Origin of the sequence: Cupriavidus basilensis (assembly GCF_000832305.1) — a bacterium.
In the GTDB taxonomy this organism is placed as follows: Bacteria; Pseudomonadota; Gammaproteobacteria; order Burkholderiales; family Burkholderiaceae; genus Cupriavidus; species Cupriavidus basilensis_F.
Genome location: NZ_CP010536.1, coordinates 3,800,932 through 3,826,683, shown reverse-complemented (window position 1 = coordinate 3,826,683; position 25,752 = coordinate 3,800,932). Strand labels below are relative to the sequence as shown.

Genomic DNA, 25,752 nt, shown 5'->3' with positions numbered 1-25,752 from the left:
TCGATCGGGAAGGTGCGCATGGCCCTGGCTGGCCTCGCGCGCGCTCCGGGTCAAGGCTGGCGCTCAGGCCGCTGCGGGCGCGTCGGGCACCTGGGGTGCCGCCGCTTCGGCGGCCGCCAGCAGGGCCAGCACCGCATCCACATCGGCACGGGCAACCCGGCCGCCGGCCGCGGCCCGGACTGCGCCGCGTTCGTCATCCGCATCATACAGCGCTATATGAATGCCGACGGGCTGGCCAAGTTCCGCACGGATCTCTCCAGCCAGCAGGCGCGCGTCGCGCATGGCAGGCCACTGTCCCTTCCAGAGGAAGCTCAGGGTCTCGACCTCGCCGCGGCCGGCGAAGTGCCGGGTCTCGCTGGTGTCGAAGTCCACGCCAGCGTTGAGCAGGTGCAGGGTGAGATCCTTGGGGCTATCGCAGAAGCACTGCAGATAGACGTCGGAATGCTCGGTGGCGGTGCCGTTGAGCACAGCCCCGGCCAGGTACGGGCGGAATGCGGCGAGGTCGCGCATGGCAAGTACCGCCAGCCGGCGCAGCAACGCCAGGACGCGGGGCTGGCTCTCCGAGTGGAACAGTGCCTGATAGAGACGGACTTCCGCCTCCACGGCCTCGTTGTCGGGGAGCCACTCGCCCGCCACGCGCACGTCGCCCAGCAACTGCCGCGCAGCTTTGCGCTTGGCCGTGGCGTAGTCGGTGCCATCTTCCGCGATCATGCGGGCGGCGGCCTGGGCGATTTCTTCGCGCAGGCGGATGGGGTCGAGGGTGGGGCGGCGGGGCATGGGGGGATGATACCGGAGGGATCGCGGCCTGCGCGCTGGGGTTGGGTTTTGCTTTTTAGAGTGGCCGGTGACGGGGAGATTCCCCGGCGCGAACGCGCCTGCCCGGAAATCCGCCGCGCCCGGCCGCGGGCCTTTCCCACACGGCTTCGCCGTCACCCCCTCAGGTACAATTCTTTCCATCCAGAAGCAACCCGGCCCGGCCGCCCTGGCCCGCCCAATCCTAAATCCCATGCATATTCACATCCTCGGTATCTGCGGCACATTCATGGGCGGCCTGGCCGTGCTTGCCAAGCAGGCTGGCCACCGCGTCACCGGATGCGACGCCAATGTCTACCCGCCGATGAGCACGCAGCTCGAGGCGCAGGGCATTGAGCTGATCGAGGGCTTCGATCCCGGCCAGCTGGCGCTGGAGCCGGACCTGTTCGTCATCGGCAATGTGGTGTCGCGCGGCAATCCGCTGATGGAGGCCATCCTCAACCGCAACCTGCCTTATGTCTCCGGCCCGCAGTGGCTCGGCGAGCATGTGCTGCGCGGCAAATGGACGCTGGCGGTGGCGGGCACCCACGGCAAGACCACCACCACCTCCATGCTGGCCTGGATCCTGGAAGATGCCGGCTACCAGCCGGGCTTCCTGGTGGGCGGCGTGCCGCAGAACTTTGGCGTGTCGGCGCGGGTGACCGAGTCCGACTTCTTCGTGATCGAGGCCGATGAGTACGATACGGCGTTCTTCGACAAGCGCAGCAAGTTTGTCCACTACCGTCCGCGCACCGCCATCCTGAACAACCTGGAATACGATCACGCCGACATCTTCCCTGATCTTGCCGCCATCGAGACCCAGTTCCATCATCTGGTGCGCACCGTGCCGGAGCAAGGCCGGCTGATCGTCAACGGCTTCGAGGAAAGCCTGGCGCGCGTGCTGGAGCGGGGCTGCTGGAGCGAGACCGAGCAATTTGGCATCGGCGACTGGCGTGCGGGCGAGCCCGCCGAAGGCAATGCCATCGGCGACGGCATGACCCAGGACAGTTTCGATGTCTGGTTCGGCGACGTGCTGCAAGGTCGGCTCAGCTGGGCCTTGCAAGGCACGCATAACCGGATGAACGCGCTGGCTGCGATTGCGGCTGCCCGCCATGTGGGCGTGCCAGCGCCGCAGGCCATCGATTCCCTGTCGCGCTTCGCTAATGTGAAGCGCCGCATGGAGGTGCGTGGCGTGGTCAATGGCATCACGGTCTATGACGACTTTGCCCACCATCCCACGGCGATCCAGACCACGCTCGAAGGCCTGCGCAAGCGGGTTGGTGCGGCGCGCATCCTGGCGGTGCTGGAGCCGCGCTCCAACACCATGAAGCTGGGCGTGATGAAGGCGCAGCTCCCGGCCAGCCTCGAGGCGGCAGACCTGGTGTTCGGGTATGGCGCGGCCAGCGGCAAGGATGCCCTGGGCTGGGACCTGGCCGAATCGCTGGCGCCGCTGGGCGAGCGCGCGGCCGCCTTCAGCGACCTTCCCGAGCTGGTGCGCGCGGTGCGAGCCGCCGCGCGTCCGGGCGATCATGTGCTGGTCATGAGCAACGGCGGCTTCGGCGGCGTCCACCAGAAGCTGCTGGACGCCTTTGCCGCAGGTGCTTGCGCCTGAGCGGGGCCCGGCATGCTGCTATACCTGCACGGTTTTCGCTCATCTCCCCAGTCCTTCAAGGCGCGCCTGGTCCAGGAGCGGATGCGTGAATGGGGCGTGGGCCGCTATTACGCTTGCCCGGTGCTGAATGTGTCGCCGGCCCAGGCCATCGCCCAGGCCGAGGCGGCCATCGCGGCCTCGCAAGCCGGTGGCGCGCAGCCGCTCACCATCATTGGCTCCTCGCTGGGTGGCTTCTATGCGCGCTGGCTGGCCGAGCGCCACGGCTGCCGCGCGGTGTTGCTCAACCCGGCGGTGCATCCCTGGACCGACCTGGAGCGTCACCTGGGCGACCAGCCGCTCTGGCACGGCGGCGGCTCGGTGCGGGTGGAGCGCCACCACCTCGATGAACTGCTGGCGCTGCGGGCCGAGCCCATCACCCGGCCGGAGCGCTATTTCCTGATGGCCGCGACCGGCGACGAGGTGCTGGACTACCGCGAGATGCTGGCGGCCTTCCCTGGCGCACACACGCGCGTCATCGAGGGCAGCGACCACGGCATCAGCGAATTTGCCGACTACGTCGACGAAGTGCTCGCTTTCTGCGGCTATGGACCCGATGGCCAGATCAGCCAGATCAGCCAGATCAGCCAGATCAGCCAGATCAGCCAGAGCGGCTCCATCGACCCGGAGCCGCAGGCATGAGCGCGGCATGAACGGGGCGCATCTGCGCCGCAGTGGCTGGCACGCCCATCTACCCGAAGATCCCGCCATCAGCGCCAACCTGCGCCGCTGGGTGACGGGTGATGGATCGCTCACCGCCCGGCTGGTGGCAGCGTCGGACGCTTTCCGGGTGCGCCGCCTGGCGCAGCGCATGGAAGTCGCCCTTGCCGATGAATGGCAGGCGCTGGGGCTGCCTGCCCGCCGCCGCGCGCTGGCGCGCGAGGTGCTGCTGATCTGTGACGGCGTGCCGGCCATCTTTGCCCATACCGTGGTGAAGCCCGACCATGCCCGGCGCGACTGGCCGTTCCTGCGCGGCCTGGGCGAGCGCCCGCTGGGCGGCGCGCTGTTCGTCGATCCCCGCGTGCAGCGCGAGCCGTTTGCCTTTGCGCGCCTGCCTGCGCATCACCCGCTGCGGCGCCGGCTGGAACTAGCCGTGCCGGCCATGCTGGAGCTCGCTGCGTCGTCGGTGTTGCCCGCGCGGCGCTCGGTCTTCCGGCGTGGCGACGGCATCATGCTGGTGACCGAGGTATTCCTGCCCGACCTGCTGGCGCGGCCGGCGCCGGAACTGAGCGGTTCCAGGCAGAAGCCGCCAGGTAGCCATCCAGAGCAAGAACTTTCCCCAAATCGATAATCGCGACCAAGAAGAAGAGACGACCATCATGAAATTGCAGGGACGTGTTGCCATCATCACCGGCGCTGCCGCCGGGATCGGTTTTGCCACCGCGCAGCGCTTTGCCGCGGAAGGTGCGCTGGTGGTGCTTTGCGACGTGCAGGAGGAGCGCGTGCGCGCCGCTGCCGAGACGCTCGCCGCTTCAGGCGCCACCGTGAGCGCCTACAAGGTCGATGTGACGCGCCGCGACGAGGTCGACGCCATGGTGGCGGCCACGCTGGCCAGGCACGGCCGCGTCGACATCCTCGTCAATAACGCGGGCATCACCAAGGATGCACGCCTGACCAAGATGACCGAAGCCCAGTTCGACGCGGTGATCGACGTCAATCTCAAGGGCGTCTTCAACTGCGCCCAGGCCGTGGCCGACATCATGACCGAGCAGGGCAAAGGTGTGATTCTCAATGCGTCCAGCGTGGTTGGCCTGTACGGCAACTTCGGCCAGACCAACTATGCGGCGAGCAAGTTCGGCGTGATCGGCTTGACCAAGACGTGGGCGCGCGAGCTGGGCCCCAAGGGCGTGCGCGTCAACGCGGTGTGCCCGGGTTTCGTCGCCACCGAGATCCTGCAGACCGTGCCGGAGAAGGTGCTGGACGGCATGAAATCGTCTTGCTGGCTACGCCGTCTGGCGCAGCCGGCCGAAATCGCCAGCATCTACACCTTCCTCGCCAGCGACGATGCCAGCTACGTCAATGGCGTGGCGATCGAGGCCAGCGGCGGCATGTCGCTGTAACAGCCCGCCCTGCGCCGGGCTTGCAGCCGGCGCGGTGCGGTATCATCCCAGGTCCGGTTGCCGCCTTGCCTGAAGGCGGCCTTGCACCATTTCTCTCACCGGGCCGTTCCCGCAGGCGTCACAAAGCGCCAGGGTGCTTGGTTTGCCAAGTGCGGTTCCCGGCATTTCTGAAAGTACCGATCCATGCAGTTGCTGTTCGAAGAAGGCGGCGAGATTCGCGCCGGCACCGTGCTGACCCAGCAGGGCGAGTCGTACCAGGTGGAGCTGCCCGCGGGCAAGCGCACCAAGGTCAAGTCGCGCGACGTATTGCTGCAGTTCGCGCAGCCGTCGGCGATCGAGCTGTTGCGCCAGACCGCCGACCTGGTCGGCGAGGTCGACCTGGAATTCCTGTGGGAATGTGCGTCGGAGGACGAGTTCGGCTTTGTCGACCTGGCGGCCGAGTACTACGGCGCGGGTGCGAGCGTGGTGCAGCAAGCCGCGCTGGCGCAGACGCTGCACGGCAACCCGGTCTATTTCCGCCGCAAGGGCCGCGGGCGCTACCAGCGCGCGCCGGAAGACCAGTTGAAGGCTGCGCTCGCCGCGCTCGAGCGCAAGAAGCAGCAAGCCCTGGTGCAGGCTGAGTACGAAAACCAGCTCAAGGCCCTGACCCTGCCCGACGCGTTCCGCGGCAAGGCACTGCAACTGCTGTTCAAGCCCGACAAGAACAGCCTCGAATACAAGGCGATGGACGCCGCTTGCACCGCGCTAGGCATGTCGCCGATGCGGCTGATGGTGGCGGTGGGCGGCATTGCCAGCCCGCGCGCGCTGCATGAGGCCAAGTTCCTCTCCGAATGCTTCCCCAAGGGCACCGGCTTTCCCGAGGTGGCCGTGCCGGAACCCGCCGGCGAACTGCCGCGCGCGGATGTGGAGGCGTTCTCCATCGATGATGTCACCACCACGGAGATCGACGATGCGCTGTCGGTCACGCCGCTGGATGGCGGCAAGATCCGCGTGGGCATCCATATCGCGGCGCCCGGCCTGGGCATCCGCCGTGGCGAGCCGCTCGACGCCGTGGCGCGCCATCGCCTGTCGACAGTCTATTTCCCCGGCGACAAGATCACCATGCTGCCGGATTCGGTGGTGGAGCGCTACACGTTGCAGGAAGGGCGCGAATGCCCGGCCCTGTCGCTGTATGTGGTCTACGACCCGGCCCTGCAGATGATCGTCAGCAGCGAGACCCGCGCCGAGCTGGTCAAGATCGCGGCCAACCTGCGCCACAACCTGCTCGAGGATGTGGTGACCGAGGCCGCGCTGGCCGCCGGCACCGGCGACTACCCGTTCCGCGACGCGCTGACCCAGTTGTTCCATTTCTCCGGCTGGCTGCACGACGAACGCCAGAAGGCGCGTCTGGCCAGCGGGCTGCGTCCCGAGTCGCACAACCGCGCCGACTACAGCTTCTACATCGACCTGCTGGAAGATGGCGGCGAACGCGTACGCATCGAGCAGCGCCGCCGCGGCTCCCCGCTCGACAAGATCGTTGCCGAGCTGATGATCCTGGCCAACAGCACCTGGGGCAAGCTGCTTGCCGACAACGGTGTGCCGGGCATCTACCGCACGCAGAAGGCCTGGGGCATGAACCGCACGCGCATGCAGACCTACCCAGCGCCCCACGAGGGGCTGGGCGTGGCGCAATATGCGTGGAGCACCTCGCCGCTGCGCCGCTATGTCGACCTGGTCAACCAATGGCAGATCCTGGCAGTCGCCCAGCATGGCATCACGGCAAAGCTGGTGGCGCCGTTCAAGCCCAAGGATTCGGACCTGCTGGCCGCGGTGGCGGATTTCGAAGGCACCTACGCCGCCTATGCCGACCACCAGTCGACCATGGAGCGCTACTGGTGCCTGCGCTGGCTGCAGCAGGAAAAGCGCGAGCGCCTGATGGGCTCGGTGCTCAAGGAAGGCGCGGTGCGCTTTGCCGAGATCCCGCTGGTCACGCGCGTGCCGGAGTTGATGCAGGCGTCGCGCGGCACACAGGTGCTGCTGGAGATCGGCGCGATCGACGAGATCTCGCTGGAAGTGTCATGCCGGGTCCTGGAGGTGTTTGCCGGCGAAGGCGAGCTGCCGCAGGAGGAGATGGAGCGGGACGACGAAGCTGGCGAAGTGTCGGCGCAAGCCGCCGCTGAAGCCGCGGCCGAGGAAGCTGCCGAAGCCGCCGCCGAGGGTGTGACCGAAGGGGCAACCGAAGGTGAGGTTGACGCTGCGGCTGGGGAAGCCGGCGATGACGAAGCCGCGAGTGCCGCGGATGCCACAAGCGAAGGCGCCGCGTCGGACACACGCGACACCGGTACCGGCGGCGCGGGCTGAGTTCCTCGGAAAAAACGAGGCGCTCCCTTACAATCGCAGTCTGACCCCGGGGTCCCACGGACCCCGGCCCCAGTCGCTCCCGATCGACGCTTCCCAGCCAACGTCCCGCCCATCGTGAAAGCCGCTTTTTCTCCCCGCCAGTGGTGGAACGCCAGCAGCACGATGGCCAAGGCGCTGGTCGTCTCGTTGCTGGCCCATGCCCTGCTGCTGACCGTGCGCGTCGTGGCGCCGCAGGCGTTCGAGATCAAGCGCACCGATGCCGCGCTCGATGTGGTGCTGGTCAATTCCAAATCGGCGCAGCGCCCGCAGAACCCCACCGTGCTGGCCCAGGCCAACCTCGACGGCGGTGGCGAGCACGACCAGCAGCGCGCCACCACGCCGCTGCCGGCACAGACCGTCATCAAGGACGGCGACCTGGTGCGCCAGATGCAGCGCCGCGTGGAGCAGATGGAGCAGGAGCAGCAGCGCCTGATGACGCAGTCGCGCGAAGCCGCGCCGTCCGTGCACAGCCAGCCGCTCAAGCCCGGCCAGCAGCGCGTGGAAAACCCGCTGCGCGGCCAGGACGAACGCACCTCGCTGGACGAGATGGCCAAGCTCGAAGCCGAGATCGGCCGCAACCTCGAGCAATACGCCAAACGGCCCAAGCGCTACCAGCTCACCGCCACCAGCGCGCAGGAAGTGGAGTACGCGCAGTACTACGACCGCCTGCGCCAGAAGATCGAAGCGCGCGGCACCAGCGATTTCCCCCAGCGCAATGGCAAGCCGATCTACGGGCAACTGATCCTGGTGATCAACGTCAACCGGCAGGGCCGGCTTGGCTATAACCGCGATGGCTACAACATCGACGCCATTGACGTGGTCAAGAGCTCGGGCGATCCCGTGCTGGACCGCCAGGCGGTTGCCATTGTGCGGGCGGCGGCGCCGTTCGGCGGTTTTACGGCGCAGATGCAGGCGCGCCAGGATATTCTCGAAGTGATCTCCACATTCAAGTTTTCGCGCAGTGGGCTGGAAACTCGCCTGCAGTCCCGATGACGCCATCACCTGACACTATGCAATCCCAGACTCCCGCCGACCGCTACGTCGTGATCGGCAACCCCATCGCGCACAGCCGCTCTCCTGCCATCCACGCCGCATTTGCGCAGCAGACTGGCGAGGCCGTCGAGTACGAGCGCCTGCTGGCGCCGCTCGATGGGTTCGTTGCCACCGTGCGCGCCTTCTTCGACGGCGGCGGCCACGGGCTGAACGTGACCGTGCCGTTCAAGCTTGAAGCCTACGACCTCGCCGAGCGCCTGACGCCACGCGCCGAGAGCGCGGGCGCGGTCAACACCATGTGGATCGAGGACGGCGTGATCCACGGCGACAATACCGATGGCGTCGGCCTCACGCGCGATATCGAGGTCAACCTCGATACCTTGCTCGAAGGCAAGCGCATCCTGTTGCTGGGCGCGGGCGGTGCCGCCATGGGCGCCATGCTGCCGCTGATCGCCTGCCGGCCGGAGCGCATCGTGGTGGCTAACCGCACGCCCCAGCGCGCCAGCGATATCCTGGAAAACGTGGCCCAGCAAGCGGACGAGTACGGCGTGGAGCTGTGGGGCGGTGGCTTTGACGCTCTGGCGGGTTTGACCGATGAAGACGCCTGCGACGTGGTCATCAACGCCACCAGCAGCAGCCTGCAGGGCGAGTTGCCGCCGGTGCCGGCGGAACTGCTGGGTAAGGGCGTGCTCGCCTACGACATGATGTACGGCGCGGAGCCCACCGTATTCCTGAAGTTCGCCGCCCAATGTGGCGCGCGCACCAGTGACGGGCTCGGCATGCTGGTCGAGCAGGCCGCCGAGGCCTTCTACAACTGGCGGGGTGTGCGGCCCGCCACCGCGCCCGTGCTGGCAACGTTGCGCGCGGCGCTGCAGGCTGAAGCTGCGCGCTAAAGCGCAGGCCGGCTGGCTCGAACATGGCTGAGCGCAAGCACACCGCCCGTCCCGGGGCGGCTCAAGGCGGCAGGGGCGGCGGCCTCAACCCGCTGCGCTGGCTCGCCTACCTGCTTGGCACGCTGATCGCCGGCGTGCTGGCCATGCAGGTGTATTTCTTCCTGCAGATCGCTGCCTGGCAAACCGTGAACCCGTCATCCACGGCGTTCATGCGGGCCGAGCAGTGGCGTCTGTGCGGCTTCAAGTTCTGGAGCTGCCAGGTGGACCGCCGCTGGGTCGGCTATGACGATATCTCCCGCAACCTCAAGCGCGCGGTGATCGCCAGCGAGGATGCCGACTTCGTCAACCATCCCGGCTACGAGCTCGATTCCATGCTCGATGCCTGGGAGCGCAACAAGAAGCGCGGGCATATCGTGCGTGGCGGCTCCACCATCACGCAGCAACTGGCCAAGAACCTCTTCCTTTCGTCCGAGCAGCACTACCTGCGCAAAGGCCAGGAGCTGGCCATCACCTGGATGCTCGAGTTCTGGCTCGACAAGCAGCGTATCTACGAGATCTATCTGAATTCGGTGGAGTGGGGCGAGGGCGTGTTCGGCGCGGAGGCCGCGGCCCAGCATTATTTCAAGACCAGCGCCGCCAAGCTGAGCGTGGGCCAGGCAGCACGCCTGGCCGCGGCGCTGCCGGCGCCGAAGTGCTTCGACAAGAAGGAGTACTGCGCCAATGTGCGCGTGAACTTCAAGGTCAAGGCCAACATCATCGCGCGCCGCATGGGCGCGGCCACGCTGCCCGACTGAGACCGGGGCAGCGCAGTTCACGTTCAGCTTAGCCAGCCCTTGCGCTTGAAGTACACCAGCGGGATCGCAGCCGACACGGCCATCAGCCCGATGGCCCAGGGATACCCCGCGGCCCAGTCGAGCTCCGGCATGAACTTGAAGTTCATGCCGTAGATGCTGGCGATCAGCGTGGGTGGCATCAGCGCCACCGAGACCACCGAAAACAGCTTGATGATCTTGTTCTGGTTGATGTTGATGAAACCGACCGTGGCGTCCATCAGGAAGTTGATCTTGTCGAACAGGAACGCGGTGTGGTTCTCGATGGAGTCGATGTCGCGCAGGATCTGGCGGGCTTCGTCCTGCTGCTCGGCCGACAGCAGCTGGCTGCGCATCAGGAAGGAGACCGCGCGGCGTGTGTCCATCACGTTGCGGCGGATGCGGCCGTTCAAGTCTTCTTCGCGGGCGATGGTTTCCAGCACGTCGGCCGCTGCGGCATCGGTCACGTTCTCCGCCAGCACGCGCTTGCTGGCTTCCTCCAGCCGCTCGTAGACCTCCTCGATGGAGTCCGCCGAATATTCCGCATCGGTGGCGTACAGGTCCATCAGCACGTCCTTGGCGTTGCGCACCGAGCCCGGGCGCATGCGGGCGCGCAACCGCACCAGCCGGAACACCGGCAGGTCTTCGTCGTGAATGGAGAACAGCACGTCGCGCGTGAGCACGAACGCCACGCGCACGTTGCGCGAGATGTCTTCCTCGTCCAGCAGGAAGTCGGTGCGGATATGGATGTTCTCGTCCTCGCCCTCGAAGTAGCGGGCCGAGGCTTCCAGGTCGCCCAGGTCTTCCAGCTCCGGCAAGGCTACGCCGTAGGCTTCCTTGATCCAGGCGAGTTCCTCGTCATCGGGGCTGATGACATCGATCCAGATCGGCTTGTGCTGCAGAAGTTCATTGCGATCGTCGACCTGCTCCTGTGCGAGCCGGCCTTTCTGCAGGACGAACAGGTTGATCATCCCAGGGCTTCCTTGTTGCGTTTGGCGAAGAAACGCGCAGGCATGGGCTCGCCGGCCATGGGACGAGCCCATGCTTCGCGCGAAAACGGCGAAGCTCGGGGCCGCTGGCAAGCGTGATCGCGCTGTGCGCTTGATGGGCGCGCAAGGCGATGGCGTTTGCCGTTCATGGCTGGCAAGCCGGGGGAGGAACTAGTCCGGGACTAAGCGGCGCGCGCGGCGGCGGCCGTCAGGGACACGGAAGAACACTCACCCGCAGTATGTGCTGCGGGCGAGTCCGACGAGGCGGTGGAGCGGGATAAAGCCGGCTCCGGCGGTCGTCGTTACGCAGCCCGCAGTGACATGGCATTCGGTGCGATCGCAATCTGGCTGCGGCAACACGAACACCCGATGCTACTGCCCACGTAGTTTCTCCGGGATTATGATGGCCGCGAGTGTAGCCCAACGAGGGGGGCTTGTTAAGTGAAATGTGGGTGACGGGGAGGCGCTGGCGCGCAGTGTGTTGTCATGCCGCCCGCGCGCTTTGGCGCCGGCGCCGCAATAGCGGATCGAGCAGCACCGGGGCCATGGCGGCGAACATCCATCTGGCCGCATTTCATCATTTGCGTACCCAGGCCCCAGCCGGCCGCTGTGTACGGCGCCGCTCCTTGTATCGAGGAAGAACGGCAGAAGAGAGCACACAGCGGGTAAAATCGCGGGAACGACTGTTGCCGCGGGGGAGCGCCGACCCGGCTTGACAAGCCCGGCGCGCAGCCGACGCGGCCGACCCAGATTAGCGAGCATCCCATGACCTTCACCGAGCAGCTGGCTGCAGCCTGGCAGCGCAACGATTCCCTCCTCTGCGTCGGGCTAGACCCCGACCCGGGCAAGCTGCCCCTGTCCATGACGGGCACGGGCGGCGCGATCTTCTCCTTTTGCCGCGAGATCGTCGACGCCACCGCCGACCTGGTCTGCGCCTTCAAGCCGCAGATCGCCTATTTCGCGGCGCAGCGCGCCGAAGACCAGCTCGAGCAGCTGATCGCCTATATCCATGACGCCCACCCCGGGATTCCCGTGATCCTGGACGCCAAGCGTGGCGACATCGGCTCGACCGCGCAGCAGTACGCCATCGAAGCCTTCGAGCGTTACCGGGCGGACGCGGTCACGGTCAATCCCTATATGGGCCTGGATTCGCTGGAGCCGTACCTGGCCTATCCGGATCGCGGCGTGATCGTGCTGTGCCGCACTTCCAACCCCGGCGGCTCCGACGTGCAGTTCCTGTCGGTGGATGGCAAGCCGGTGTACCAGGTGGTGGCCGAGGCGGCCGCCACGCGCTGGAATACCAATGGACAGATGGCGCTGGTGGTGGGGGCGACTTTCCCCGCGGAGATTGCCAAGGTGCGCGAGATCGTGGGCGACATGCCGCTGCTGATCCCCGGCATCGGCGCCCAGGGCGGCGACGTCGAGGCCACCGTCCGGGCCGGGCGCACCGGCGCTGGCACCGGCATGATGATCAATTCGTCGCGCGCCATTCTCTATGCCAGCCGCGAGAAGGATTTCGCTGCCGCGGCGCGCAACGTTGCGCTGCAGACGCGCGAAACCATCAACCGCTTCCGCCAGGGCTGAACCGCCGCGTCGCCGGCGGCTTGCTGGCGACGCGCGTACCCGAGGCCTCAGGCCTCGTTGCGGACCAGTTCGAGCAGGCCGCGAATCGCGTATTCCGCAGCCTGGCGGCGGATCTGCTGCCGGTCGCCGCGAAAGCGCTGCGTTTCCACCTTGGTGGTGACGCGGTTGCTCCAGCCGAAGCACACCATGCCCACGGGCTTTTCCGGCGTGCCGCCGGTCGGCCCGGCCACGCCGGTGATCGACAACGCCACCTGGGCGCGGCTGTTGAGCAGGGCGCCTTCGGCCATGGCGCGCGCCACTTCCTCGCTGACCGCGCCATGATCTCGAATCAGCTTGGCCGGCACGCCCAGCATGGTCGACTTGGCCTCGTTCGAGTACGTGACGAAGCCCCGCTCGAACCACCCTGACGAACCCGATACATCCGTAATGGCGGCGGCCACCAGGCCGCCGGTGCAGGATTCCGCGGTGGCGAGCAACAGCGACTTCTCGTTCAGGGAGATTCCGACCTGGACGGCGAGTTGGTCGAGCAAGCGGCTGACGGGCATGATGGCGGATTCAGTAGATGGGTTGGGGAAATGGTCGATCACAGTGAACGCCAGAGGGCGAACACCAGCAGCGTGTAGAAGGCGGCCATGATGTCGTCGAACATCACGCCGAAGCCGCCGCGCAGGCCCGGCCCCTTGAGCGTACGGTCGAGATGCCCGATGGGCGCCGGCTTGACGATATCGAACAGGCGGAACCACAGGAACGCCGCAAGCTGGCCCCAGAAACCGGTCGGCATGACGAAGGCCATGACCAGCCAGAACGCCACGATCTCGTCCCAGACCATGCTGCCGTGGTCAAACACGCCCATGTCGTGCGCGGTACGCGCGCAGGCCCAGAGGCCCAGCACGAAGCCGCCTACGATCAGCCACAGCCAGGTTTCCGGCCGCACCCACATCGAGATCACCAGGTAGGACAGCCACGCGTACAGCGTGCCGACCGTGCCCGGCCCGACCGGCGATAGTCCCGAGCCGAAGCCCAGCGCGATCAGGTGAGCAGGGTGTGAGAGCATGAAACGCGCCGTGGGGCGCGTGACCTTGGCGGCCTGGCCAGCTTCCAGGGTCAGGGCGGAATCGTGCGCGGTAGGCCCGGGCGGGTAGGCGGACATCAGGGATTGGCTCGTCTGGTTCGGATGGGATTGTTCCGGACAGCGTGTCCGGGCAGGGTCTGGCGCCCCGCATGGCTGCATGATGACACGGCGCACGCAGGCTTGTCAGGGGGAGGCGAAGTGGTCGAAGCTGGTGCCGTTGTAAGCGCTCGGATTACCGTCGCGGTCAACCAGGCGCAGGCCGGCCTCGGGCGTGATGACCCCGACGCGCGTCAGGGCCAGCCCGAGCCGCGCGCCGATGGCGGCAATGTGGTCGCGCTCACCCACGGGAGCGGTAAAGCAGAGTTCGTAGTCGTCGCCGCCGGCCAGGGTGCATTCCAGCTGGCGCGGCTCCGGCTGACTGGCCAGCACCGTCGAGCGGGGCAGGGCGTCCACATCGAGCAGGGCGCCGACCTGGGAGCGCTCCAGGATATGGCCGAGGTCGCCGACCAGGCCGTCGGAAATATCGAGTGCCGCATGGGCCACGCCGCGAAGCGCCATGCCCAGTCCGATGCGCGGCGTTGGTGTGTCCATGCGCGGGCGCACCTGGCTGAAGTCCGGCTCGGGTAGCAGCCATTCGCCACGGAAGTCTCCCAGCGCCAGGCGGGCATCGCCAAGCGTGCCGGAGACCCAGATGTCGTCGCCGGGGCGTGCGGCATCGCGTCGCAGTGCCTTATGCACAGGTACGTCGCCGAACACCGTCAGGCTCAGCGTTAGCGGGCCGCGCGTGGTGTCGCCGCCGATCAGTTCGCAGCCGTGGGCGTCCGCCAGTTCCAGCATGCCGGCGGCCAGTTCGGACAGCCACGCGGCTTGCGCATCGGGCAGCGCCAGCGCTAGTGTGAAGGCGCGGGGCTCGGCGCCCATGGCCGCCAGGTCCGACAGGTTGACCGCCAGCGCCTTGTGGCCAAGTGAGCGCGGCGCCACGTCCGGAAAGAAGTGACGTCCGCTGACCAGCATGTCGGTGCTGATGGCAAGGTGGTGGCCGGGGCGCCCTTCAATCAGCGCGCAATCGTCGCCCACGCCCAGTACCGCCTTGTGTGCGGGCCGGGTAAAGAAGCGGCGGATCAGGTCGAACTCGGAGAGCTGGGCGCTGGAGGAATCGGGCATGAAGGGGATCGGGGCGGCGGAGATTCTGCGAAGGGCCAGGGAAACCGCGCCGGGTCGCGGCCGCTGCGGGTTTCGCCCCGCTGTTCAGCGCTGGCGGCATGCGGCATATTGTACCGAAACGCAAAGGTGCCTCGCGCAAAATGCTTATTGTGAAATAATATTTCACAATATAAAATGCCAGGTTCAAAAGGAAGAGACTGCGGGTACGTGGAGCCGACCCGCCATTTCGTGTCCCATACGTGATTAACGGCTCCACCGACCGGAAGATGCGCCGATGACCAGTCCCCAGCAGCCCACGCCCCAAGACGACCTGAAGCAGCAGCAGCGTGAGGCGCTGCGCAAAGCTGCCCTGGAGTATCACGAGTTTCCGATCCCGGGCAAGATCTCCGTTACGCCGACCAAGCCGCTGTCCAACCAGCGTGACCTGGCACTGGCGTACTCGCCGGGCGTGGCCTACGCGTGCGAGGAAATCGTCGCCGATCCGCTCAATGCATTCCGCTACACCGCGCGCGGCAACCTGGTCGGCGTGATCACCAACGGCACCGCGGTGCTGGGCCTGGGTGATATCGGCCCGGCGGCTTCCAAGCCGGTGATGGAAGGCAAGGCGGGCCTGTTCAAGAAGTTCGCCGGCATCGACGTGTTCGACATCGAACTCGATGAGAAGGACCCCGAGAAGCTGGTGCAGATCATCGCCGCGCTCGAGCCCACCTTCGGCGGCATCAACCTGGAAGACATCAAGGCACCCGAGTGCTTCTACGTCGAGCGCAAGCTGCGCGAGCGCATGAAGATTCCCGTCTTCCACGATGACCAGCATGGCACCGCCATCGTGGTTGGCGCGGCCGTGGTCAATGGCCTGACCGTGGTCGGCAAGGATATCGGCAAGGTCAAGCTGGTGGCTTCCGGCGCGGGCGCTGCGGCGCTGGCCTGCCTGGACCTGCTGCTCGACCTCGGCATGAAGCTCGAGAATATCTGGGTGACCGACCTGGCTGGCGTGGTCTACGAAGGCCGTGCCGAGCTGATGGACCCGGAAAAGGCCCGCTTCGCCCAAAAGACCGACAAGCGCAAGCTGGCTGAAGTGATCGATGGCGCCGATATTTTCCTGGGCCTGTCCGCCGCCGGCGTGCTCAAGCAGGACATGGTCCAGCGCATGGCCGACAAGCCGCTGGTGCTGGCCCTGGCCAACCCCAACCCGGAAATCCTGCCGGAGCTGGTCAAGGAAGTCCGTCCGGACGCGGTGATCGCCACCGGCCGTACCGACTACCCGAACCAGGTCAACAACGTCCTGTGCTTCCCCTTCATCTTCCGTGGCGCGCTTGACTGTGGCGCCACCACCATCACGCGTGAGATGGAAGTCGCCGCGGCGCATGCGATTGCGGAACTGGCCCGCCAGGAGCAGAGCGACATCGTCGCCACCGCCTATGGCATCCAGGACCTGTCCTTTGGCCCCGAGTACCTGATTCCGAAGCCGTTCGATCCGCGCCTGATCGTCAAGATCGCGCCGGCGGTGGCCGAGGCCGCCATGAAGTCCGGCGTGGCCGCGCGCCCCATCAAGGACATGGACGCGTACCGCCTGCAGCTGCAGCAGTTCGTGTACCACTCCGGCACCCTGATGAAGCCGATCTACGCAGCTGCCCGCCAGGTCGACATGGAGAAGAAGCGCATCGTCTTCGCCGAGGGCGAGGAAGAGCGTGTGCTGCGCGCGGTGCAGGTGATCGTCGATGAAAAGCTGGCCAACCCGATCCTGGTCGGCCGCCCTGCCGTCATTGCCCACCGCATCGAGCGCTTTGGCCTGCGCCTGCGCGGCGGCATCGACTTCACCGTGGTCAACCCGGAACACGACGCACGTTTCCGCGACTACTCCGAGGCGTACTTCAAGATGATGGCCCGCCAGGGCATCACCCAGCAGTACGCCAAGCTGGAAATGCGCCGCCGCACCACCTTGATCGGCGCCATGCTGGTCAAGCAGGGCGAAGCCGACGGCATGATCTGCGGTACGGTCAGCACCACCGCCGCGCACCTGCGCTACATCGATCAGGTGCTGGGTGGCAGCAGCGAGGTGTACGCCGCGATGAACGGGCTGGTCCTGCCGGGCCGGCAGATCTTCCTGGTCGACACCCACGTCAACATCGACCCGACCGCTGGCCAGCTGGCAGAGATCACCCTGATGGCCGCCGAAGAGCTCAAGCGCTTCGGCATCGTCCCCAAGGTGGCGCTGATGTCGCACTCCAACTTCGGCACATCCGAAGCGCCTTCGGCGCAGAAGATGCGCGAAACCCTGGCGATCCTGCGCGAGCGCGCCCCGGATCTCGAGGTGGATGGTGAGATGCATGGCGATTGCGCGCTGGACCCGAAGCTGCGTGACACGCTGGTGCCGGACGGCACCCTCAAGGGTGAGGCCAACCTGCTGGTGTGCCCGAACATCGACGCCGCCAACATCGCGTACAACCTGCTCAAGGTCGCAGCGGGCAACAATGTGGCGATCGGGCCGATCCTGCTCGGCGTCAAGGCGCCTGTCCATATCCTGACGCCTTCGGCCACGGTGCGGCGTATCGTCAACATGACGTCTCTGGTGGTGGTGGATGCGGCGGCTAAGCGCTAAACCGCTGTCAGTCTTGAAGAAGCCGGGCTTGCCCGGCTTTTTTATTGCCTTTTTACTACCACCAGCACCCCGTCAGTGTGTGCACACATTTTCTTAACATGTTGAAACAATTGAGGTTTTCCACTCTGCCCGGGGGCGGGGATTGATTATTTATTAGCATGGGCGTAACCTTATGCCTTTGAAGTACGCGCTCGTTACACGCGCGATGAAGCTGTCGATTTATGCGCAGACCGTCCGGGGCGCAGGCAAAATGGGCAGTTTGGGTGGCGCGGCAACCGCGCAGCGGCGCCGGGATCGTTTGGTTGGTGTCCTCAAATCAAGACAAGCAACGTGGGTTCCCAGATTCCTTTGACGCAGCGCGCATCACAATGGATTTCAGTCGCCGGTCTGGCGCGAGTGGCAAGCCGGGTGCTGGCAGGCGTGGCGTTGTCGTGCGCGCTGGCGCAGCCGGTGCTGGCACGCCAGGCAGCCGATGACGGCACGGGAACCATCGCAGTACAACAGTTGCCCAACGAGGCACAGTCCACGTTGGAGCGGATCGAAGCGGGCGGCCCGTTTCCCTATGCCAAGGATGGCTCGAGGTTCGGCAACTACGAGCGCGCCCTGCCGCAAAGGTCGCGCAATTACTACCGCGAATACACGGTGAAGACAAACAGCCGAAATCGAGGAGCACGACGGATCGTATGTGGCGGTGATCAACGCGCCACCAACGACTGTTACTACACGGACGACCACTACAACAGTTTCAAACGGATAGCCAAATGATGACTGACATTTTCGGACTGGGCGACGCCCTTGCCGCCCGCGAAGAGCGCGGCGCCGGAGATGGCTGGCAGCGGGCCCAGACCCAGGCCCGGAATCTTTACGACAACGTGTTGACGATGCCCCGCAACGAGCTCTCGCAACAACCGCCGCTCGCACCCGTTCCCGCAGCCGGCACTGACGGCAGCCAAGAGGGAGCCATGACCCTGTTCAAGACGGTGCGTCCAAACATCGTCCAGTCGATCCGCGCGTTTCGCGTGCCCGAACTCGCCCAGGCCGCGGCGGAGTTGGGCCAGCATTTCCTGTATGCGAACTGCGCGCACTGCCAGAGCAAGGCGGAAGTGCTGGAAACCATCGCCACCAACTTCCTCTTTCCCAAGCATTTCGGCAAGAATTTCGATGCGCTGGCCGATTGCCTGACCGACCTGATTTACAAGGCGGGCCCGCAGCCCGGTTTCGTGATCGTGCTCGAAGGGCTGCCGATTGCGCAGAAGTTCGACAAGGAAGGGCGCGAGGTTTTGCTGGATGTGTTTCGTGATGCGGCCGATTTCTGGGCCGAGCGCAAGGTGCAGTTCCGCGTGTTCTACTCCTTCGCCTGAGCGCCAGCCGGCAGTCGCGAAGACAGCAAGATAAAAAAGGCCCGCTGCCAGCGGGCCTTTTGCTTTTCCGGCAGGGCGCGGGGTTACGCCGCCGGCGGTACCTGGCCTTGCGGCGTCAGCTTGTCGATCAGCTCCGGCAATCCTTCGCTGAGATGGGCTGCGACATCGTCCTGGGACAGGCCCGTTTTTTCGGCCAGGCTCTCCAGTGCGCCGGTACCACCCAGTGCGCTGGCCAGCGCGGACGGCGAGACCGCCTGGTTGGCGCCGGTGCCGATCCACGAGTTGACCTGTTCGCCCAGGCCGGCCTGGGCCAGGACCTGCTGCAAGGCACCGATGCCGCCGGCCGCCGCGCCCAGCGCGGGGGCGCCGCCGGCCTGGCCGCCCAGCAGCCCGCCGAGCAATCCGCCCAGATCCAGGCCGCCTGGTGCGCCACCGGCCGCGCCGCCGCCCATCAGCCCGCCGAGCAGTCCGCCAAGGCCGCCAAGGCCTCCCGCGCCTGCCGAGGCCGGATCCTGCGCGGCGCCGCCGCTGCTGTCCCCGTCCTTATGGCGCATGGCCAGCATGGCCAGCAGCCCCAGCGCCATCATCATCTTCGGGTTCAGGCCGCCAGCGCCCGCTTCGCCGCTGCCGCGCTGCCCGAGCACTCCGCCCAGCACGCTATCGAGTAGTCCCATGATCGACTCCTTCCGGTGATTGTGGCACCGGGCCGGGATGGCCCGCGGGTGCCGTCAAAATCCGCCCAGTACCGCGTTGAGCGTGGCCAGGCAAGCAATCCCGGCCGTTTCCGTACGCAAGATGCGCGGCCCGAGTGACACGCCCGTGAAACCGGCGCGCAGCGCCGCCGCCTCCTCGTCCGGCGCCAGCCCGCCTTCGGGGCCGATCAGCAGCGTCACGCCGCGGTCCAGCAGCGCATTGCGCTGCTCGGTGGCAAGCGATACCAGCGACTGCGAGGCCCGCGGCGATACCAGCAGCCGTGCCCCTTCTTGGGCCGCTGCAGGCTTCGCCTGCAGGCCTAGCCAGGATTCCACGTTCGCGACCGGCGCGACCTCCGGCAAGCGATTGCGTCCACATTGCTCGCATGCGGCCTCGACCAGCGCCTGCCAGTGCGCGTGGCGCTTCTGTGCCCGCTCCGCCGAGAGCCGGACCACGGAGCGAGCCGCCTGCAGCGGCTGGATGGCGGCAACGCCAAGTTCGACGGATTTCTCGATCAGCCAGTCCATCTTGTCGCCGCCCGCCAGCCCCTGCGCCAGCGTGACGCGGAACGGCGGCTCGGCCTCGAACGGATCGTGGCTGCCGATCCGCGCCAGCGCATGGCGCTTGCCGATTTCGACCAGGGTAGCCGCATGGCTGCCGCCGCGCCCGTCGAACAGGGTGATGTCGTCGCCGGGGTTGAGCCGCAGCACCTGAACATGGCGCACCACGGCTTCGGGCAACGGCATGTCGGTCTCGGCGGCCAGCGCGGCATCAATGAAAAAGCGAGGCGGCATCAGGCGGATCCATCCTCGTTCTTGCCGGCGGTTTTGTCCACCGGCTTGCCGAAGCCCCAGCGGTAGCCATCGGGATCCTCGACCATGCAGTAGCGGTCGCCCCAGAACTGGTCGGCAGGCGCCATCAGGCTGACCGCGCCGGCGGCGACGGCACGCGCGTGCATGGCATCGACATCGTCGCAGTAGACGTAGAACGTCTGCGGGCATTCGACGCCGAGCGAGCGGGGCGCGCGCGCGGTGCTGCCCCAGGCGCCTTCGGGCGCGAACATCACGACGAGCTCGCCCTGGTAGTGCATCTCGGCGTGGGTCGGCACACCGTTTTCGTCGACCACGTTCCCCGCGCTGAAACCGAAGGCGCGGTGGTAGAAGTCGAGCGCGCTGCGCCCGTTGCCCACCGTCAGGTAGGGGGTGAGCCAGGGGGTGTTGGCCGGTCTTGTCATGATCGTCTCCTGGTTACGGGAAGCCGCGCGGGGCTTGCCTGGGCGGCAAGACTCGCGGTGCGAACGAGCATCTTACGCGGGTGCGCAGGCGCTGTCGAAAAGCGCCTGCAAGTGCAGGGGCAGGGCGAACAAGGCCGAATGGAGCGCGGCGTGGTAGCAGCGCAGCTTGCGGTCAAGCTTCCAGGCGCGCAGCCGCTCGTCGAGCTGCGCGGCATCGGCGCCGCGCACGTCGAGGGTGTCGCTGGCCAGCGCGATGGCCCATTGCGCGCCGTAGACGGGGATGAAGGTGGTGATGGGCCGGACTTGCGCAAAGCACTGCCGCAAGCGCGCGGCGAGCACGCTAACCGAATCGGGGCGGTGTTCCGGCGGGCCAAGGTGCAAGGACAGCACGCCGCCGGGCGCCAGGCAGCGCCGGGCGGCGTGCAGGCCATGGCTGGAGAAGAGCGCAGCCGCCGGGCTGCCGTCGTCGGCCTCGGTCAAATCGAATACGATCAGGTCGAACTGCCGCCCCGCGCGGCCAAAGGCTTCCATCAAGCCCAGCGCGTCGCCAATGGCGAGGTGCACGCGTGGATCCTCGAAGGCGCCCTGGTGGATGCCGTCCAGCCAGGCCCGGGCCAGCGTCACGACATCGGGGTCGAGTTCGGCCACTACCACCTCGCGCATGAAGGGCAGGCGCAGCAATTCATGTGCCGAGCCGCCGTCGCCGCCACCCACCACCAGCGCGGAGCGCGCCGCGCCATGGGCCACGGCCATGGGGTGCACCATCAGCTCATGCTGTATGAAGGCGTCCGCTTCCGCGCTCATGATGCGGCCGTCGAGGCGGAAGATCCGGCCAAAGCGGGGATGCTCGCCAATCTCGATTTGCTGGTACGGCGAGCGCATTGCCGCGAGCAGCCGAATCTGGCCCAAGGTGGTGCCGACGCCCGGGGAAAGCCATTCGGTCCATTGCAGATGGCCGCCAGGCGGGGTCGCCGGGTGGCCTAACTCCCCCCTTTGATCTGGTAAAATTGCGCTTTTCCCGCCGCCAGGTTCCCGCCGCATGTCTCACCTCGCTCATCCCGCCGCTAGTCCGCACGCTTCGCAGCCCGTCCAACTCATGGCCAACGCCATCCGCGTCCTGGCCATGGACGCCGTCCAGCAGGCCAATTCAGGCCACCCCGGCATGCCGATGGGCATGGCGGATATCGCGGTTGCGCTGTGGGGCCGTCATCTGAAGCATAACCCGAGCAACCCCAAGTGGGCTGACCGCGACCGCTTCGTGCTGTCCAACGGCCACGGCTCGATGCTGCTTTACGCGCTGCTGCACCTGACCGGCTACGACCTGCCCCTGGCCGAACTGAAGAACTTCCGCCAGATGCACAGCAAGACGGCAGGCCACCCGGAATATGGCATCACCCCGGGCGTGGAAACCACCACCGGCCCGCTGGGCCAAGGCCTGACCAACGCGGTCGGCATGGCGCTGGCTGAACGCTTGCTGGGCGAGGAATTCAACCGCCCGGGCTTTGACATCGTCAACCACCACACCTATGTATTCCTGGGCGACGGCTGCCTGATGGAAGGCATCAGCCACGAGGCCTGCTCGCTGGCCGGCACGCTCAAGCTGAACAAGCTGGTCGCGCTCTGGGACGACAACGGCATCTCGATCGACGGCGACGTGGTGCACTGGTTCGCCGACGACACGCCGAAGCGTTTCGAAGCCTACGGCTGGAATGTGATCCGCGCGGTGGACGGCCATGACGCCGCCGCCGTCGATGCCGCCATCGCCGAGGCCAAGCACAGCGACCGTCCGACCCTGATCTGCTGCCGCACCCTGATCGGCAAGGGCGCGCCCAACAAGGAAGGCGGCCACGATGTGCATGGCGCGCCGCTTGGCGGCGCCGAAATCCTGGCCACGCGCGAGGCGCTGGGCTGGGCACACGCTCCGTTCGAACTCCCGTCCGAAGTCTATACGGCATGGGATGCAAAGGCCCGCGGCGGTTCGCTGGAAAAGGCCTGGAACGCGCTGTTCGAGGCTTACGCCGAGCGCTTCCCGTACGAAGCCGGCGAATTCCAGCGCCGCATGCGCGGCGAGCTGCCAGGCGCGTTTGACGCTGCCGTGGACGCTTTCCTGGCCAAGTGCGAGGAAAAGGCGGAAACCATCGCTACCCGCAAGGCCAGCCAGAACACCATCGAGGCGCTTGCGCCGGTGCTGCCGGAATTCCTGGGTGGCTCGGCCGACCTGACCGGCTCCAACCTGACCAACTGGTCCGGCAGCAAGGCCGTGCGCGGCGATGCCTGGGGCAACCACATCAACTACGGCGTGCGCGAGTTCGGCATGAGCGCCATCATGAACGGCATCACGCTGCATGGTGGCTACATCCCCTACGGCGGCACCTTCCTGACCTTCTCCGACTACAGCCGCAATGCCCTGCGCATGGCGGCGCTGATGAAGATCCGCACGCTGTTCGTGTTTACCCACGACTCCATTGGCCTGGGCGAGGACGGCCCGACCCACCAGTCGATCGAACACGTCGCCAGCCTGCGCCTGATCCCCAACATGGACGTGTGGCGTACCGCCGACACGACCGAAACCGCAGTGGCCTGGGCCCAGGCCGTGCGCCGCGAGAACGGCCCGAGCTGCCTGATCTTCAGCCGCCAGAACCTGCCGTTCCAGAAGCGTGACGACACCACCCGCGCCAATATCGCGCGGGGCGGCTATGTGCTGCGCGCCGGCAACAATCCCAAGACCGGCCGTCCGGATGCCGTGATCATCGCCACCGGCTCGGAAGTCGGCCTGGCCGTGGGTGCCGCAGACCAACTGGCCACCGATGGCGTGCACGTGCGCGTGGTCTCGGTGCCGGCAACCACGGTGTTCGACAAGCAGGACGCCGCCTACAAGGCATCGGTGCTGCCGGCCGGCGTGCCGCGCGTGGCGGTCGAGGCAGGCGTGACGGACTTCTGGTGGAAGTACCAGGTCCAGGCCGTGGTGGGCATTGACACCTTCGGCGAATCGGCTCCCGCTGGCGTATTGTTCAAGCACTTCGGCTTCACGGTCGAGAACGTCGTGCGCACCGTGCGCGACACGCTCGGTCAGTAACAGGTATTCCCGGGCCCGCGCAGCGGTCGACTCGGCCGCGCGGGCCGGCAGACGCTTTCCCGCATCCATCGATCGTTAGCCTACTCAGGAGATCAACATGACCATCAAGATCGGCATCAACGGCTTCGGCCGCATCGGGCGCATGGTGTTCCGCGCAGCCGCAGCCAACTTCAAGGAAATCGAAGTCGTCGGCATCAACGACCTGCTCGAACCCGACTACCTGGCTTACATGCTGAAGTACGACTCGGTGCACGGCCGCTTTGACGGCGAAGTGTCGGTCGACGGCAACACCCTGATCGTCAATGGCAAGAAAATCCGCCTGACCGCTGTCAAGGATCCGTCCGAGCTGAAGTGGGGCGAGATCGGCGCCGACGTGGTGATCGAATCCACCGGCATCTTCCTGACCAAGGAAGGCGCGCAGAAGCACATCGACGCGGGCGCCAAGAAGGTGATCATGTCGGCACCGTCCAAGGATGACACCCCGATGTTCGTGTACGGCGTGAACCACGGCACGTACAAGGGCGAGGCGATCATCTCCAACGCCAGCTGCACCACCAACTGCCTGGCGCCGGTCGCCAAGGTGCTGAACGACAAATGGGGCATCAAGCGCGGCCTGATGACCACCGTGCACGCCACCACCGCCACGCAAAAGACCGTCGATGGCCCGTCCAACAAGGACTGGCGCGGTGGCCGCGGCATCCTGGAAAACATCATCCCGTCGAGCACTGGCGCCGCCAAGGCCGTGGGCGTGGTGATTCCCGAGCTGAACAAGAAGCTGACCGGCATGTCGTTCCGCGTGCCGACCTCCGACGTATCGGTGGTCGACCTGACCGTCGAGCTGGAAAAGGGTGCTACCTACGCCGAGATCTGCGCCGAAATGAAGGCACAGAGCCAGGGCGCGCTCAAGGGCGTGCTGGGCTATACGGAAGACAAGGTCGTTGCCACGGATTTCCGCGGCGACGCACGCACCTCGATCTTCGATGCGGAAGCCGGCATCGCGCTGGACTCGACCTTCGTCAAGATCGTGAGCTGGTACGACAACGAATGGGGCTACTCCAACAAGGTGCTGGAAATGGCTCGCGTGGTCGCCAAGTAAGTTTGCCGGGATAGGTTGGTTTGCGCACGGAACAAGGCGGCATTCCCCGGGATGCCGCTTTGCCGTCGGCTTGCAACTCCAGCTATCGGAAGCCCGGGCGGGTCCTTTTGCCAGGATCCTGGCAAAAGGATGACGACCGGCACGGTGCAAGGGGCTGGCGCGGAATTCCTGTTCCACTCCCCGCTTTGCTCTTACACTGTGAAAGTGCTGAAAACACCGATGTGCAGCCAATGCAAGTGACGATACGGTCATTCCCAATTCCCAATCCAACCTGGGTGAGATCATGGTGAATGTGGATACCAAGCTGCTCGTGATTTTTACCGAGCTGCTCAGCAAGCGAAACGCGACCTACGTCGCGGAAAAAATGCATATGACCGCGCCTGCGGTTTCGCATTCGCTGGGCCGCCTTCGCGAGATTTTCGACGATCCCCTCTTCATCCGCGTGCCGCACGGCCTGACGCCGACGCCGCGAGCCTTGGAACTGGGGCCGAAGATTCGCGACATGCTGGACCTGTGGTCCTCGATCAACGAGGGCGACGCCGATAATTTCGACCCCGCCACCGCCACCGGCACCCTCAACATCGGCTTTGCCGCCGAGCTGGGCGATACGGTCTTTAACCGCTTTATCCTGCGCATCAAGCAACTGGCGCCGGAGTTGCATATCAAGCTGGTCGAATCCCATTCCTGGGAGTCGGACGTGGCCGCCATGCGCGGCAACGAGCTGGATCTGGCGTTCTCGCCATTCCCGACCCGGCATCCCGAAATCGTGGAAGAGATGGTGACTTCGCTCAACCTCTGGGTTTGCGCGCGTAAAAACCATCCGGTGCTCAAGGGCACCTGCACGCTCGAGCAGTATCTCGACTGCGGCCACATCTTCATGGCGCATTCCGGCGGCAATGGCCGTCCGGCACCGTCGCTGATCCCGCTGGACTACGCGTTGCAGCAGCGCGGGCTAAAGCGCAATGCCACGCTGACGGTGCATTCCTGGCGCGCGCAGTCGGAACTCGCCGCGCAGACCGACATGATCTTCACGGTCAATGCGCTAACCAAGGACATGGCTTGCGAGACCTATGGCCTCAAGGCCTTCCCCTTGCCGGCGGAACTCAACACCACGCTGGGCCTGAACATGTTCTGGCACCGCAGCCGCAACACCCACCCGATGCTGGTGTGGGCACGCGGGCTGTTCCGCCAGGTCGTGGGCGAATTCGTCGGCGTGCCGACGGTTGCGCGCGGCCTGCATATCGTTGCCGAGCAGGATCATACGGAGTCGTGAAGCAGGCTTGAAATAAAAAAACCGGCGCTGGCGCCGG

At 66.2% G+C, this 25,752-nt stretch carries 24 protein-coding genes; 15 read left to right on the top strand and 9 right to left on the bottom strand.

Annotation, left to right across the window (positions count from 1 at the left end):
- Positions 1–63 precede the first annotated feature (63 nt).
- Positions 64–777 (bottom strand): hypothetical protein, encoded by a 714-nt coding sequence (locus RR42_RS17680; protein WP_043349604.1) that lies wholly within the window; start codon positions 775–777, stop codon positions 64–66.
- Between the two features lie 229 nt (positions 778–1,006).
- Here RR42_RS17680 and mpl point away from each other — a divergent pair, with 229 nt between their 5' ends.
- From mpl to mtgA, 8 genes are all read left to right on the top strand, one after another.
- Positions 1,007–2,404 carry a UDP-N-acetylmuramate:L-alanyl-gamma-D-glutamyl-meso-diaminopimelate ligase gene (gene mpl / locus RR42_RS17675; protein WP_043349602.1) on the top strand — a complete coding sequence of 466 codons (1,398 nt, stop codon included), beginning with the start codon at positions 1,007–1,009 and terminating at the stop codon, positions 2,402–2,404.
- 12 nt (positions 2,405–2,416) lie between these two features.
- The gene (locus RR42_RS17670) at positions 2,417–3,082 is read left to right on the top strand and encodes a YqiA/YcfP family alpha/beta fold hydrolase (RefSeq protein WP_052494690.1); all 666 of its coding nucleotides are present in this window, start codon (positions 2,417–2,419) and stop codon (positions 3,080–3,082) included.
- Between the two features lie 7 nt (positions 3,083–3,089).
- Positions 3,090–3,731: a chorismate--pyruvate lyase family protein gene (locus RR42_RS17665; protein ID WP_043349599.1), complete on the top strand. Its 642-nt coding sequence runs from the start codon at positions 3,090–3,092 to the stop codon at positions 3,729–3,731.
- A gap of 28 nt (positions 3,732–3,759) precedes the next feature.
- Positions 3,760–4,500: a 3-oxoacyl-ACP reductase FabG gene (fabG, locus tag RR42_RS17660; RefSeq protein ID WP_043349597.1), complete on the top strand. Its 741-nt coding sequence runs from the start codon at positions 3,760–3,762 to the stop codon at positions 4,498–4,500.
- 183 nt (positions 4,501–4,683) lie between these two features.
- Positions 4,684–6,840, top strand: coding sequence for a ribonuclease catalytic domain-containing protein (locus tag RR42_RS17655; RefSeq protein ID WP_043349596.1), 2,157 nt, complete (start codon positions 4,684–4,686; stop codon positions 6,838–6,840).
- Positions 6,841–7,002: 162 nt separating this feature from the next.
- Positions 7,003–7,872: an energy transducer TonB gene (locus RR42_RS17650; RefSeq protein WP_052494689.1), complete on the top strand. Its 870-nt coding sequence runs from the start codon at positions 7,003–7,005 to the stop codon at positions 7,870–7,872.
- Positions 7,873–7,889: 17 nt separating this feature from the next.
- The gene (aroE, locus tag RR42_RS17645; protein WP_043349594.1) at positions 7,890–8,765 is read left to right on the top strand and encodes a shikimate dehydrogenase; all 876 of its coding nucleotides are present in this window, start codon (positions 7,890–7,892) and stop codon (positions 8,763–8,765) included.
- A 92-nt stretch (positions 8,766–8,857) separates the two neighbouring features.
- A complete protein-coding gene (mtgA, locus tag RR42_RS17640) occupies positions 8,858–9,559 on the top strand; it encodes a monofunctional biosynthetic peptidoglycan transglycosylase (protein ID WP_043352319.1) in 702 nt (233 codons plus the stop codon).
- A 23-nt stretch (positions 9,560–9,582) separates the two neighbouring features.
- Here mtgA and corA read toward each other — a convergent pair whose 3' ends face one another.
- Positions 9,583–10,545 (bottom strand): magnesium/cobalt transporter CorA, encoded by a 963-nt coding sequence (gene corA / locus RR42_RS17635; RefSeq protein ID WP_043349592.1) that lies wholly within the window; start codon positions 10,543–10,545, stop codon positions 9,583–9,585.
- A gap of 783 nt (positions 10,546–11,328) precedes the next feature.
- Here corA and pyrF point away from each other — a divergent pair.
- Positions 11,329–12,147 (top strand): orotidine-5'-phosphate decarboxylase, encoded by an 819-nt coding sequence (pyrF, locus tag RR42_RS17630; RefSeq protein WP_043349590.1) that lies wholly within the window; start codon positions 11,329–11,331, stop codon positions 12,145–12,147.
- 47 nt (positions 12,148–12,194) lie between these two features.
- On the opposite strand, the gene RR42_RS17625 is transcribed toward pyrF, so the two are convergent.
- From RR42_RS17625 to thiL, 3 genes are all read right to left on the bottom strand, one after another.
- Positions 12,195–12,692, bottom strand: a complete 498-nt coding sequence (locus tag RR42_RS17625; protein ID WP_043352318.1) for a CinA family protein — start codon at positions 12,690–12,692, stop codon at positions 12,195–12,197.
- Positions 12,693–12,730: 38 nt separating this feature from the next.
- On the bottom strand, positions 12,731–13,297 hold the full coding sequence (locus RR42_RS17620) for a phosphatidylglycerophosphatase A (protein WP_043349588.1): 567 nt from the start codon (positions 13,295–13,297) through the stop codon (positions 12,731–12,733).
- A gap of 105 nt (positions 13,298–13,402) precedes the next feature.
- Entirely contained in the window at positions 13,403–14,383 is a 981-nt protein-coding gene (gene thiL, locus RR42_RS17615) for a thiamine-phosphate kinase (protein WP_043349586.1), read from the bottom strand.
- A gap of 274 nt (positions 14,384–14,657) precedes the next feature.
- Here thiL and RR42_RS17610 point away from each other — a divergent pair, with 274 nt between their 5' ends.
- The 3 genes from RR42_RS17610 (at position 14,658) to RR42_RS17600 (ending at position 18,343) form a co-directional block, all read left to right on the top strand.
- A complete protein-coding gene (locus RR42_RS17610; protein WP_043349583.1) occupies positions 14,658–16,982 on the top strand; it encodes an NADP-dependent malic enzyme in 2,325 nt (774 codons plus the stop codon).
- A 408-nt stretch (positions 16,983–17,390) separates the two neighbouring features.
- On the top strand, positions 17,391–17,747 hold the full coding sequence (locus tag RR42_RS17605) for a ribonuclease (RefSeq protein WP_318230911.1): 357 nt from the start codon (positions 17,391–17,393) through the stop codon (positions 17,745–17,747).
- Positions 17,744–18,343 carry a barstar family protein gene (locus tag RR42_RS17600; RefSeq protein ID WP_043349577.1) on the top strand — a complete coding sequence of 200 codons (600 nt, stop codon included), beginning with the start codon at positions 17,744–17,746 and terminating at the stop codon, positions 18,341–18,343. The genes RR42_RS17605 and RR42_RS17600 overlap by 4 nt, the downstream gene beginning before the upstream one ends.
- Positions 18,344–18,426: 83 nt before the next feature.
- Here RR42_RS17600 and RR42_RS17595 read toward each other — a convergent pair whose 3' ends face one another.
- The 4 genes from RR42_RS17595 to RR42_RS17580 form a co-directional block, all read right to left on the bottom strand.
- Complete coding sequence (locus tag RR42_RS17595; RefSeq protein WP_043349575.1) at positions 18,427–19,017, bottom strand: YidB family protein; 591 nt, start codon at positions 19,015–19,017, stop codon at positions 18,427–18,429.
- Between the two features lie 54 nt (positions 19,018–19,071).
- Complete coding sequence (locus RR42_RS17590) at positions 19,072–19,830, bottom strand: 16S rRNA (uracil(1498)-N(3))-methyltransferase (protein ID WP_043349572.1); 759 nt, start codon at positions 19,828–19,830, stop codon at positions 19,072–19,074.
- The gene (locus RR42_RS17585; protein ID WP_043349570.1) at positions 19,830–20,270 is read right to left on the bottom strand and encodes a VOC family protein; all 441 of its coding nucleotides are present in this window, start codon (positions 20,268–20,270) and stop codon (positions 19,830–19,832) included. The genes RR42_RS17590 and RR42_RS17585 overlap by 1 nt, the downstream gene beginning before the upstream one ends.
- Before the next feature lie 72 nt (positions 20,271–20,342).
- A complete protein-coding gene (locus RR42_RS17580; protein WP_043349568.1) occupies positions 20,343–21,179 on the bottom strand; it encodes a spermidine synthase in 837 nt (278 codons plus the stop codon).
- A gap of 130 nt (positions 21,180–21,309) precedes the next feature.
- Here RR42_RS17580 and tkt point away from each other — a divergent pair, with 130 nt between their 5' ends.
- The 3 genes from tkt to RR42_RS17565 all read left to right on the top strand — a co-directional run bounded on the left by tkt (position 21,310) and on the right by RR42_RS17565 (position 25,715).
- Positions 21,310–23,346: a transketolase gene (tkt, locus tag RR42_RS17575; RefSeq protein ID WP_043349566.1), complete on the top strand. Its 2,037-nt coding sequence runs from the start codon at positions 21,310–21,312 to the stop codon at positions 23,344–23,346.
- A gap of 97 nt (positions 23,347–23,443) precedes the next feature.
- The gene (gene gap, locus RR42_RS17570) at positions 23,444–24,442 is read left to right on the top strand and encodes a type I glyceraldehyde-3-phosphate dehydrogenase (protein ID WP_043349563.1); all 999 of its coding nucleotides are present in this window, start codon (positions 23,444–23,446) and stop codon (positions 24,440–24,442) included.
- A gap of 283 nt (positions 24,443–24,725) precedes the next feature.
- The gene (locus RR42_RS17565) at positions 24,726–25,715 is read left to right on the top strand and encodes a LysR family transcriptional regulator (RefSeq protein ID WP_043349561.1); all 990 of its coding nucleotides are present in this window, start codon (positions 24,726–24,728) and stop codon (positions 25,713–25,715) included.
- The last annotated feature ends 37 nt before the right edge of the window (positions 25,716–25,752 follow it).

Bases quoted from the DNA above. Each gene is read 5' to 3' on its own strand.
- RR42_RS17680 (WP_043349604.1), bottom strand. From the start codon at position 777: ATGCCCCGCCGCCCCACCCTCGACCCCATCCGCCTGCGCGAAGAAATC.
- mpl (WP_043349602.1), top strand. From the start codon at position 1,007: ATGCATATTCACATCCTCGGTATCTGCGGCACATTCATGGGCGGCCTG.
- RR42_RS17670 (WP_052494690.1), top strand. From the start codon at position 2,417: ATGCTGCTATACCTGCACGGTTTTCGCTCATCTCCCCAGTCCTTCAAG.
- RR42_RS17665 (WP_043349599.1), top strand. From the start codon at position 3,090: ATGAACGGGGCGCATCTGCGCCGCAGTGGCTGGCACGCCCATCTACCC.
- fabG (WP_043349597.1), top strand. From the start codon at position 3,760: ATGAAATTGCAGGGACGTGTTGCCATCATCACCGGCGCTGCCGCCGGG.
- RR42_RS17655 (WP_043349596.1), top strand. From the start codon at position 4,684: ATGCAGTTGCTGTTCGAAGAAGGCGGCGAGATTCGCGCCGGCACCGTG.
- RR42_RS17650 (WP_052494689.1), top strand. From the start codon at position 7,003: ATGGCCAAGGCGCTGGTCGTCTCGTTGCTGGCCCATGCCCTGCTGCTG.
- aroE (WP_043349594.1), top strand. From the start codon at position 7,890: ATGCAATCCCAGACTCCCGCCGACCGCTACGTCGTGATCGGCAACCCC.
- corA (WP_043349592.1), bottom strand. From the start codon at position 10,545: ATGATCAACCTGTTCGTCCTGCAGAAAGGCCGGCTCGCACAGGAGCAG.
- pyrF (WP_043349590.1), top strand. From the start codon at position 11,329: ATGACCTTCACCGAGCAGCTGGCTGCAGCCTGGCAGCGCAACGATTCC.
- RR42_RS17625 (WP_043352318.1), bottom strand. From the start codon at position 12,692: ATGCCCGTCAGCCGCTTGCTCGACCAACTCGCCGTCCAGGTCGGAATC.
- RR42_RS17620 (WP_043349588.1), bottom strand. From the start codon at position 13,297: ATGTCCGCCTACCCGCCCGGGCCTACCGCGCACGATTCCGCCCTGACC.
- thiL (WP_043349586.1), bottom strand. From the start codon at position 14,383: ATGCCCGATTCCTCCAGCGCCCAGCTCTCCGAGTTCGACCTGATCCGC.
- RR42_RS17610 (WP_043349583.1), top strand. From the start codon at position 14,658: ATGACCAGTCCCCAGCAGCCCACGCCCCAAGACGACCTGAAGCAGCAG.
- RR42_RS17600 (WP_043349577.1), top strand. From the start codon at position 17,744: ATGATGACTGACATTTTCGGACTGGGCGACGCCCTTGCCGCCCGCGAA.
- RR42_RS17595 (WP_043349575.1), bottom strand. From the start codon at position 19,017: ATGGGACTACTCGATAGCGTGCTGGGCGGAGTGCTCGGGCAGCGCGGC.
- RR42_RS17590 (WP_043349572.1), bottom strand. From the start codon at position 19,830: ATGCCGCCTCGCTTTTTCATTGATGCCGCGCTGGCCGCCGAGACCGAC.
- RR42_RS17585 (WP_043349570.1), bottom strand. From the start codon at position 20,270: ATGACAAGACCGGCCAACACCCCCTGGCTCACCCCCTACCTGACGGTG.
- tkt (WP_043349566.1), top strand. From the start codon at position 21,310: ATGTCTCACCTCGCTCATCCCGCCGCTAGTCCGCACGCTTCGCAGCCC.
- gap (WP_043349563.1), top strand. From the start codon at position 23,444: ATGACCATCAAGATCGGCATCAACGGCTTCGGCCGCATCGGGCGCATG.
- RR42_RS17565 (WP_043349561.1), top strand. From the start codon at position 24,726: ATGGTGAATGTGGATACCAAGCTGCTCGTGATTTTTACCGAGCTGCTC.